This window comes from Micromonospora sp. NPDC049151 (assembly GCF_040648395.1).
In the GTDB taxonomy this organism is placed as follows: Bacteria; Actinomycetota; Actinomycetes; order Mycobacteriales; family Micromonosporaceae; genus Micromonospora.
The window spans coordinates 93,671-103,467 of sequence record NZ_JBEZDP010000024.1 but is presented as its reverse complement, the minus strand read 5'-3'; the positions used below and the strand labels follow the sequence as shown (position 1 = coordinate 103,467).

Sequence of the window (9,797 nt, the reverse complement as noted above, 5' to 3'; positions counted from 1 at the left end):
GCGTTGCAGGAGTCGAAGCTGGAGAACCTCGGCCACCTCGGTGACCGTAACGACCACGACTCGCAGGGCCTGTTCCAGCAGCGTCCCTCCAGCGGGTGGGGCACGGTGGAGCAGATCACCGACCCCGAGTACTCCACCACCGCGTTCCTGAAGGGCCTCAAGCAGGTCGACGGCTGGCGCGACATGCCGCTGACCAAGGCCGCCCAGACCGTCCAGGTCTCGGCCTACCCCGACCACTACGCCCAGTGGGAACAGCAGGCCGCCGACCTCGTCGCCGAGCACTGGAACAAGTAAGAGGAACAACAGCGAGAGGCCGGCACCCCGAAACGAGGGGTGCCGGCCTTTACGCGTCCGCGACCAGCTCGACCTCGTACCCCTGCCCGTCGGCCAGATAGGCGGCGTAGCTGTCCGGGCCGCCCGCGTACGGGTGCCGGTCCGGGAACAGCAGCGTCCAGCCGTACTCGGAGGCGGCGGTGACCAGGCGCTCGACGGCGGCCGGCGGGCCGGCGTGGAAGGCCAGGTGGTTCAGGCCGGGCGCGCGCCTGTCGTGGGCGCGGCCGGTGAGCGCGGGTGACTCCTCCAGCACGATGTACGTCGCGCCGAGCCGCCAGGAGCGGCCGGCGGGCCAGTCCTGGTACGGCGTCCAGCCCAGCTCGCCGAGAAGCCAGCCCCAGGAACGACTGGCCGCCGCCAGGTCGGGTATCCACACCTCCAAGTGATGGAGGCCGCCGATGGTCAGCGCTTCCCGCCCGGCACCCATAGCACGTCGCCGTCCGGATTCGCCGTTCTTGACAGGATAAAGAGCAAATCGGAGAGCCGGTTGAGATACTTTGCCGGGAGAGGGCTGGTCCGGTCGGGGTCGTGTGCGACCAGCGCCCAAGCCGCACGCTCGGCGCGCCGGGCGGTCGTCCGTGCCACGTGCAGCAGTGCCGCGCCAGCGGTGCCGCCGGGGAGGATGAAGGAGTCGAGCTTGCTCAGGCGCGCGTTGTACTCGTCGCACCAGCCCTCAAGGCGCTCGACGTACTCCTCGGTCACCCGCAGCGGCGGGTACTTCGGGTCCGGCTCCACCGGCGTCGCCAGGTCGGCGCCGACGTCGAACATGTCGTTCTGCACGGATTCCAGCACGGCCCGCAGCTCGTCCGAGAGCTGCCCCAGGGCGAGCGCGACGCCGATCGAGGCGTTGCACTCGTCCACGTCCGCGTACGCGGCGATGCGCGGATCGGTCTTCGGCACCTGCTCGTTGTTGCTCAGCCTGGTCATGCCGGCGTCGCCGGCCTTGGTGTAGATGCGCGTGAGGTGGACGGCCATGACGCACAGCCTACGGATACCGGACCTGACGATCCCGGCCCGCCCGAGCCCGAGCCCGGTGGGGCCGGGGGACGCGGGAGATCCGGCGCTCAACGACGTCGACGTCATCCGGGTACGCGGTGACGCCCGGCTCGCCGGCACCGTGCACGTGGTGGGTGCGAAGAACTCCGCGTTGAAGCTGATGGCCGCCGCGCTGCTCGCACCCGGCCGCAGCGTGATCACCAACGTGCCCCGGATCACCGACATCGCGATCATGGGCGAGGTGCTGCGGCGGCTCGGCTGCGGCGTACGCTTCGGCCCGGACGACCCGGTCGACCCGATGGTGGCCCGCGGCGGTGTGGCGCGGTCCCGCTCGGTGATCATCGACGTGCCGGAGCGGCCGGGCACGGAGGCCGACTACGACCTGGTGCGGCGGCTGCGCGCGTCGATCTGCGTGCTCGGCCCGCTGCTGGCCCGCCGGGGGTACGTCCGGGTGGCCCACCCCGGCGGCGACGCCATCGGCTCGCGTGGCCTGGACATGCACATCGCCGGGCTGGCCCGGATGGGCGCGGAGATCTCCGGTGAGCACGGCTTCGTCATCGCCGAGGCGCCGGACGGGCTGCACGGCGCCGACATCGTGCTGGACTTCCCGAGCGTGGGCGCGACCGAGAACCTGGTCATGGCGGCGGTGCTGGCCCGGGGCGCAACGACGATCGACAACGCGGCCCGGGAGCCGGAGATCGTCGACATCTGCACGATGCTGACCACCATGGGCGCCCGGATCGAAGGGGCCGGCACGTCCACGCTGCACATCGTCGGCGTACCCGAGCTGCGCCCGGTCCGGCACGCCACGGTGGGGGACCGGATCGTGGCCGGGACCTGGGCGTTCGCCGCCGCGATGACCCGCGGCGACGTGACGGTGACCGGGCTGGACCCGGCGTACCTGGAGGTCGCGCTGGACAAGCTGGTCGCGGCCGGCGGCCTGGTCGAGACGCGGGGCGACGCCTTCCGGGTACGGATGGACGACCGCCCTCGGGCGGTCGACGTGGTCACGCTGCCCTACCCGGGCTTTGCCACCGATCTGCTGCCGATGGCGATCGGGCTGGCGGCGGTCAGCGACGGCGGCTCGCTCATCACCGAGAACATCTTCGACGGCCGGTTCATGTTCGCCAACGAGATGATGCGGCTGGGCGCGGAGATCCGTACCGACGGTCACCACGCCCTGGTGTGCGGCCGGGAACGGCTGTCCGGCGCTCCGGTGCGCGCGACAGACATCCGGGCCGGCGCCGGCCTGATCATCGCCGGGCTCTGCGCCGACGGCCTCTCCGAGGTCTCGCACGTGCACCACGTCGACCGGGGCTACCCGGACTTCGTGGCGGACCTGCGGGCGCTCGGCGTGGAGGTGGAACGCGGCACCGCGCCGGAGGAGCCGGACCTGGCCATCTGACGGCCGGGGCTTATCCCTCGTTAAGTAGGGTTCTGGCAGACGTTGCAGAACACGGCGAGGGAGAAGCAGATGGCGGGTCGACTCGCGGTCGTCGGTGCCGGGCTGATGGGCTCGGGCATCGCGCAGGTGGCGGCGCAGGCGGGCTGGCAGGTGACGCTGCGCGACATCGACGACGCGGCCACGAAGCGCGGCGTGGACGGTATCCGGAAGTCGCTGACGAAGTTCGCCGAGAAGGGCAAGATCGAGGCGTCCGACGTCGAGGCGACGCTGGGCCGGATCACGCCGACCACCGATCTGGAGGCCGCCGCCGACGCGGACATCGTGGTCGAGGCGGTCTTCGAGAAGATCGAGATCAAGCACGAGGTGTTCCGCGCGCTGGACAAGATCTGCAAGGCGGACGCGGTGCTCGCCACGAACACCTCCGCCATCCCGGTGACTCAGATCGCCACCGCTACCGAGCGCCCGGAGTCAGTCGTCGGCACGCACTTCTTCTCGCCGGTGCCGATGATGAAGCTCTGCGAGCTGGTACGCGGCTACAAGACCAGCGACGCGACGATGGACACGGTGAAGTCGTTCGCCGAGGGGATCGGCAAGACCGTGGTGGTGGTCAACCGGGACATCGCCGGTTTCGTCACCACCCGGCTGATCTGCGCGCTGGCGATGGAGGCGGTCAAGCTCGTCGAGTCCGGCGTGATCTCCGCCGAAGACCTGGACACCGCCTGCAAGCTGGGCTTCGGCCACGCCATGGGCCCGCTCGCCACTGTCGACCTGACCGGCGTGGACGTGCTGCTCAACGCCACCCGCAACATCTACACCGACACCGCCGACGAGAAGTTCTTCCCGCCGGAGCTGCTGCAGCGCATGGCCACCGCCGGCGACCTGGGCCGCAAGACCGGCCAGGGCTTCTACTCGTACTGACCGGCAGGTCCCGCCCCCGGCCCGCGCGGCCGGGGGCGGTTCACGTCCGGGGCCGGCTCACGGCCGGGGGCGGTTCACGTCCGGGGCCGGTTCACGGCCGGGGCGGGCTGAGCGCGGCGCCGATCAGCGCGAACGCGTCCGGGATGACCGTGCCCCAGTAGCCGAAGTTGTGCCGCCCGTCGGCCCAGGCGGCGCGGACCGGCTCCTCGGGCAGCACCCGGGCCAGCGCGCGTACGTCCTTGAGGAAGTTGTCCTGCCGCCCGCACCAGAGCCCGACGGGGGTGCCGCGCAGCTTTCCCACTCCGGTGAAGACCGCGTCGCCGGGGCTCACCGCGGGGGAGAAGGCCGCCGCCATCCGCAGCCACTCCGGGTACGTCTCGGCCAGCAGCAGCGCGCCGAAGCCCCCCATCGACCAGCCCCACACGGCCAGCCGGCTGCTGTCGAACCCGCGCCGGGCGCACCAGGTGGGCACCTCCTCGCGCACCATCCGCTGCGGGTCGTCCTCGCCCGAGGCGCGCCAGGACAGCCGCCCTCCGGCGGCGCCCGCGAGCGCGAACGGCGGGGCGCCCCGGCGTACCGCGTCGGTGAGGAAGCGGGCCAGCCCGAACCGGCCGTAGTCGCGCGGGGTGGCCGACGCGCCGTGCAGCACCAGGCAGACGGGCAGGCCGCGGCCGTCGCCGTACCCGTCGGGCACGGCCGTCCAGAAGTCCACCTCGCGACCACGTGCGGCGGACGCGATGCGGATCAGCCGTTCGTCGCCGGCCGGGGCGTCCGGCAGGGACGGCGCCGATCCCGGGCGGGGGCCGGAGAGTTGCCGGGCGGCCAGGCCGCCGACCACCGCGGCGCCGGCCACGCCGGCGGCGGTGCCGAGCAGGGTACGCCGGGACAGCGTGGGTGCCATGCCGGCGAGTGTGCCACCGCCAGGCGTGCGTTAAGAAGGGGCCCTTTCTCTACCGGAGGCGTTAAGAGGGGGCCCTTCCTTACACCTCAGCCGTCGCGCTTGGTGGTCCAGCGGAACGTGGTCAGGCAGAGCACCAGGCCGATGACGCACCACGCACCGAGGACCAGCGCGACGGTGCCCAGCTCGAACGACCCGCCCGGCTCCCGGGCGCCGAAGCTGTCCGGCAGGAAGACCGAGCGCAGTCCCTGGCACATCCACTTGAGCGGGAAGATCGCCGCCACCTGCTGCATCCAGGTGGGCAGGCTGGTGAAGACGAAGAACACGCCGGAGATGAACTGGAGGACCAGCGCGACCGGGGTGACCACCGCCGAGCCGCTGCGGGCGGTGCGGGCCAGCGACGAGATGGCGATGCCGCAGAGCGTGCAGGCGGTGATGCCGAGGATGGAGACCCAGGCGAACGTCAGCCACTTGGTGGTGGTCTGCGGCAGGTCCAGGTCGAACATCGCCACCGAGACGGCGAGCAGCAGCACGGTCTCGGCGATGCCGATGACCACCACCATGATCACCTTGCCGGCGAACCAGACCCACTTCGGCATCGGCGTGCCCCGGTAGCGCTTGAGCACGCCCCGGTCCCGCTCGATCGGGATCCAGATGCCGAGGTTCTGGAAGCTGACTGTCATCAGGCCGGTCGCGATCATGCCGGTGATGAAGTACTGCGTGTAGCTGACCCCCGGCGCGATCTCGTCACTGAAGATCGCCGCGAAGATCAGGATCATGATGATCGGGAAGCCCATCGTGAACACGACGGACTCCCGGCTGCGCAGGAACTGGGTGATCTCCAGCCGTCCCTGACGCAGCGCCAGCGCGCCCGCCCCGGACCGCCGGGCGGAGGGGGCGGCGACCGGGGCCGCCTGCTTCGTCGTGGTGCTCATGAGTGTCCGATCATCCGCAGGTAGACGTCTTCCAGGGTCGGCCGGGTCACGGTGAGGCCGGGTACCTCGCCGCCGAAGCGCGCGGCCAGGTCGGCCACCAGCGCCGTCGGCGTCGCGGTCTCCGCCGAGGCCGGCGTCCCGTCGGGGGTACGCCAGGAGACGGTCGCCAGTGACTCCTGCCGGTTGCCCAGCGCGTTCGGCGGCGCGACCTCGATCACCCGCCCGGCGGCGATCACGCCGACGCGGTCGGCGAGCGCCTCGGCCTCGTCCAGGTAGTGGGTGGTGAGCACGATCGTGGTGCCGGCTGCGGACAGGTCGCGGATCAGGTCCCAGAACTCGCGCCGGGCCTCCGGGTCGAAGCCGGTGGTCGGCTCGTCGAGGAAGAGCAGCTCGGGGCGGCCGATGATGCCCAGCGCGACGTCGAGGCGGCGCTTCTGCCCGCCGGAGAGGGTGTGCGTACGCGCCTTGGCCTTGGCGCCCAGCCCGACCCGCTCGACCACCTTGTCCGGGTCGTCGGCGCCCGGGTAGAAGCCGGAGAAGTGCCGGACCACCTCGATGACGCTGAGCTCGTCGAACTCGCCGGTGCCCTGGAGCACGATGCCGACCCGGGAGCGCCACCCGGCGTCGGGGTGGGCGGGGTCGGCGCCGAGCACGCGTACCTCGCCGGCGTCGCGCTGCCGGTAGCCCTCAAGGATCTCGACAGTTGTGGTCTTGCCGGCGCCGTTCGGGCCGAGCAGGGCGAACACCTCGCCCCGGTGGACGTCCAGGTCCACCCCGGCCACGGCGACGTTGCCGCCGTACGCCTTGCGCAGCCCTCGCACGGAAATCGCGAGCTCGTTCTCCATGCCGTCAAGTGTGCGTCGTGCGGTCGCCCGTTCGACTCCCGGGTCAGCTATATACGCGAGGTATACACTCGGTGTAGTCTCAGGTCGTGACGGTTCCCCTGACCCTGCTCGGGCTGCTCGAACGCGAGCCGAGCCACGGCTACGACCTCAAGCGCGACTACGACGCCTTCTTCGGGCGCGGCAAGCCGCTGCCGTACGGGCAGGTCTACTCGACGCTGAGCCGGCTGGCCCGCGACGGCAAGGTGGTGGTCGGCGACGTCGCTCCCGGGGCGGGGCCGGACCGCAAGCGCTACGTCATCACCGACCTGGGCGCCACCGAGGTGGAGCACTGGCTGACCGAGCCGGTCGAACCGGAACCGCACCTGCAGACCCTGCTGTTCACCAAGGTCGTGCTCGCGCTGATGCTCGACCGCCCGGCCGAGGAGTACCTGGACACCCAGCGCGCCGCCCACCTGCGCCGGATGCGCGAACTCACCGAGATCAAACGCAACGGCGAACTCGTCGACGTGATGCTCGCCGACCACGGCCTCTACCACCTGGAGGCGGACCTGCGGTGGATCGAGACGACAGGCGCCCGACTGGACGCCCTGAGAAAGAAGGTCCGACGATGAGCCCGATGATCGAGGCGCGGGACGTCACGTACGCGTTCGGCGAGACACCCGCCCTGCGCGGCGCGAGCCTCGCCGTGGCGGCCGGTGAGGTCGTCGCCGTGATGGGACCGAGCGGCTCCGGAAAGTCGACGTTGCTGCACTGCCTGGCCGGCATCCTGCGCCCCGACTCCGGCGAGGTCCGGTTCGACGGCGCCCGGATCGACACGCTCGGCGAGACCGACCGGAGCACGCTGCGCCGCGACAGCTTCGGCTTCGTCTTCCAGTTCGGCCAGCTCGTGCCGGAACTCACCGCGGCCGAGAACGTGGCGTTGCCGCTGCTGCTGCGCGGCGTCCGCCGCACCCCGGCGCTGCGCGCCGCGCGGGGCTGGTTCGAGCGGCTCGGCCTGGCCGGCCTGGAGCACCGCCGCTCGGGCGAGCTGTCCGGCGGGCAGGCCCAGCGGGTCGCGCTGGCTCGCGGCCTGGTCGCCGAGCCGCGTGTGCTGTTCGCCGACGAGCCCACCGGCGCGCTCGACTCGCTCACCGGCGAGGAGGTGATGACGCTGCTGATCGACGCCGCCCGCGAGCGCGGCACCACAGTCGTCCTGGTCACGCACGAGGCGCGCATCGCCGCGTACGCCGACCGGGAGGTCATGGTCCGCGACGGCCGGGTCAACGCGCCCGCCGGGGTCGTCTCGTGATCGGGCTGGCGCTCCGGCTCGCCGTCGCCGGTGGCAAGGAGGCGCTGCTCCGGCTGGTCGCCATCGCCGCCGCCGTCGCTGTCGGCTCCGGGCTGCTGCTCACCACGCTCGCCGGTGTGCACGCCGCCGACGCCCAGCTCACCCGGTACGCGTCGATGTACCCGCAGGAGACGGCCGACGGGTCCGCCGACCCGCTGCTGTGGTCCACCCGGACCGACTACTTCCGGGGCGATCAGATCATCCGCGTCGACGTCGCCGCGACCGGCCCCGACGCGCCGACGCCGGTCGGCGTTCCCCGCGTACCGGGGCCGGGCGAGTTCTACGCCTCCCCGGCACTGCGGAAGCTGCTGGCGACCGCCCCCGCCGACCAGCTCGCCGACCGCTACCCGGGCCGCGACCTCGGCGAGGTCGGGCCGGCGGCGCTCACCTCGCCGGACACGCTGCTCGTCCTGGTCGGCGGCACCCCGGAGCAGGTGGGGAAGCTGGACCAGGTCCGGAAGGTCACCCGGCTCGACGGCAACAGCGCTCCGCTGCCGGGGGCGGCGATCGACCTCATCCTCGGCGTGGTCGCGGGCGGCCTGCTGTTCCCCGTACTCGTCTTCATCGGTACGGCGACGCGGCTCGGCGCGGCTCGCCGGGAGCAACGGTTCGCGGCCATGCGGCTGGTCGGGGCCACGCCCCGGCAGATCTCGGCGGTCGCGGCAGTCGAGGCCGCGCTCGCGGCGGCGGCCGGCGCGGCGGTGGGTTTCGCGTTGTCCTTCGCGTTCCGTGGGCAGCTCGCCGGCATCCCGTTCACCGGCATGCCGTTCTTCCCGGACGACATGGTCCTTGGCGCGCCGGAAGCCCTGGTGGTGGCCCTCGGCGTGCCGGCGGGCGCGGCGGCTGCGGCCTGGCTCGCGCTGCGCCGGGTCCGGATCTCCCCGCTCGGCGTCACCCGCCGGGTCACGCCCCGGCCGCCCCGGGCGTACCGGCTGATCCCGCTCGCGCTCGGCCTGGCCGGGCTCGGCTTCGCCCTGGTGTACCGGCCCCCCACCTCGGACGGTCAGACCGCGCTGTTCCTGCCCGCGCTGCTGCTGATCATGGTCGGCCTGGTCGCGGGCGGCCCGTGGCTGACCATGGTCGGCGCCCGGGCGATGGCCGCTCGCGCCAGCCGGCCCGCCGCGCTCATCGCCGCGCGCCGGCTCGCCGACAACCCGGCCGCCGGGTTCCGCGCGGTGGGCGGGGTGATGCTCGCGCTGTTCGTCACGACGGTGGCGGTCGGCGTGATGGGGACGATCACGTACGAGCGCGGTCCCGCGCCCCGGGGTTCCCTGGAGGCCGGCCGGCTGTCGATGGTGCTGACGGACGACGCCCCGGCGCCCGGCACGCTGCTGGCCGACCTCGCGGCGATCCCCGGGGTCCGCAACCCGGTGCTCGTCCGGGAGAACCCGGTCCGGGAGAACGGCCGCGACCCCGGCGTGATCGCCTGCGCGGACATCCCGCCCGCGTACGGACGGTGCGCCGCCGGGGCGAGCGTCGCCGAGGTGCCGCCGGACCTGATCCCCTGGCGGGAGTCCGCCTCGGCCGACCGGATCTGGCCGGCGTCCCCGGTGGACCCGGTCGCGCTGCCCGGGCTGCCCGCCGCTTCGGTGGCGGTCGAGGCGGCGGACCCGGCCGCTGTCGAGCGCGCCCGGACGGTCCTCGAAGCCACCTTCCCCGCCTTCTTCGTGGCGCCGAACGTGCCCGGCGACTTCGAGGCCGACTTCGCCGACACGATGCGGGGCTGGCAGCGGCTGGCCGACATCGTCGTGGTGGCCGGTCTCGTGCTCGCCGGGTGCAGCCTGACCGTGGCCGTGGCGGCCGGCCTCAACGAACGGAAACGGCCGTTCAGTTTGCTCCGGCTCAGCGGCGCACCGGTACGGCTGCTGCGCCGGGTGGTGGCCCTGGAGAGCATGGTGCCGCTGCTGACAGTCGCCGTGGTGGCGGTCGGGATGGGGCTGGTCGCCGCGCACCTCTTTCTGCGCGCGCAGATGGACTACGACCTGCGCGTGCCGGGAGCCGGGTTCGCGGCGGTGGTGGCTCTCGGCGTACTGGGCTGCCTCGCGGTCGTCGCCGCCACCCTGCCGCTGCTGGAGCGGATCACCGGCCCGGAGACCGCCCGCAGCGAATGAGCCGCACGGTGGGCCGGTCGCACACCGGC

Annotated in this window: 10 protein-coding genes and 1 pseudogene; 6 read left to right on the top strand and 5 right to left on the bottom strand. The window is 72.8% G+C overall.

Annotation, left to right across the window (positions count from 1 at the left end; genetic code table 11):
• Positions 1–294: pseudogene (locus AB0B20_RS24270) on the top strand (hypothetical protein); the annotation flags it as partial.
• 49 nt (positions 295–343) lie between these two features.
• Here the strand turns inward: AB0B20_RS24270 and AB0B20_RS24265 are convergent.
• Together AB0B20_RS24265 and AB0B20_RS24260 are read right to left on the bottom strand one after the other, a co-directional pair.
• Entirely contained in the window at positions 344–760 is a 417-nt protein-coding gene (locus tag AB0B20_RS24265) for a VOC family protein (RefSeq protein WP_357473664.1), read from the bottom strand.
• Entirely contained in the window at positions 736–1,308 is a 573-nt protein-coding gene (locus tag AB0B20_RS24260) for a cob(I)yrinic acid a,c-diamide adenosyltransferase (RefSeq protein ID WP_013475364.1), read from the bottom strand. Before AB0B20_RS24260 ends, AB0B20_RS24265 begins: the two co-directional genes overlap by 25 nt.
• Here AB0B20_RS24260 and murA point away from each other — a divergent pair.
• Positions 1,307–2,734: a UDP-N-acetylglucosamine 1-carboxyvinyltransferase gene (gene murA, locus AB0B20_RS24255; protein ID WP_357473659.1), complete on the top strand. Its 1,428-nt coding sequence runs from the start codon at positions 1,307–1,309 to the stop codon at positions 2,732–2,734. The two genes, AB0B20_RS24260 and murA, sit on opposite strands and share 2 nt — an antisense overlap.
• 69 nt (positions 2,735–2,803) lie before the next feature.
• Entirely contained in the window at positions 2,804–3,652 is an 849-nt protein-coding gene (locus AB0B20_RS24250) for a 3-hydroxyacyl-CoA dehydrogenase family protein (RefSeq protein ID WP_135241796.1), read from the top strand.
• Between the two features lie 91 nt (positions 3,653–3,743).
• On the opposite strand, the gene AB0B20_RS24245 is transcribed toward AB0B20_RS24250, so the two are convergent.
• The 3 genes from AB0B20_RS24245 to AB0B20_RS24235 all read right to left on the bottom strand — a co-directional run bounded on the left by AB0B20_RS24245 (position 3,744) and on the right by AB0B20_RS24235 (position 6,330).
• Positions 3,744–4,553 carry an alpha/beta hydrolase-fold protein gene (locus AB0B20_RS24245; RefSeq protein ID WP_357473656.1) on the bottom strand — a complete coding sequence of 270 codons (810 nt, stop codon included), beginning with the start codon at positions 4,551–4,553 and terminating at the stop codon, positions 3,744–3,746.
• An 86-nt stretch (positions 4,554–4,639) separates the two neighbouring features.
• Entirely contained in the window at positions 4,640–5,485 is an 846-nt protein-coding gene (locus AB0B20_RS24240; protein ID WP_357473653.1) for an ABC transporter permease, read from the bottom strand.
• Complete coding sequence (locus AB0B20_RS24235) at positions 5,482–6,330, bottom strand: ABC transporter ATP-binding protein (RefSeq protein ID WP_357473650.1); 849 nt, start codon at positions 6,328–6,330, stop codon at positions 5,482–5,484. The genes AB0B20_RS24240 and AB0B20_RS24235 overlap by 4 nt, the downstream gene beginning before the upstream one ends.
• 86 nt (positions 6,331–6,416) lie before the next feature.
• On the opposite strand from AB0B20_RS24235, the gene AB0B20_RS24230 reads away from it, so the two are divergent.
• Genes AB0B20_RS24230 through AB0B20_RS24220 form a run of 3 tightly spaced genes read left to right on the top strand, consistent with a single transcriptional unit; the run spans position 6,417 to position 9,768 of the window.
• Positions 6,417–6,941: a PadR family transcriptional regulator gene (locus tag AB0B20_RS24230; protein ID WP_357473647.1), complete on the top strand. Its 525-nt coding sequence runs from the start codon at positions 6,417–6,419 to the stop codon at positions 6,939–6,941.
• Entirely contained in the window at positions 6,938–7,618 is a 681-nt protein-coding gene (locus AB0B20_RS24225; RefSeq protein ID WP_357389296.1) for an ABC transporter ATP-binding protein, read from the top strand. Before AB0B20_RS24230 ends, AB0B20_RS24225 begins: the two co-directional genes overlap by 4 nt.
• Entirely contained in the window at positions 7,615–9,768 is a 2,154-nt protein-coding gene (locus tag AB0B20_RS24220; RefSeq protein ID WP_357473644.1) for an FtsX-like permease family protein, read from the top strand. The genes AB0B20_RS24225 and AB0B20_RS24220 overlap by 4 nt, the downstream gene beginning before the upstream one ends.
• The last annotated feature ends 29 nt before the right edge of the window (positions 9,769–9,797 follow it).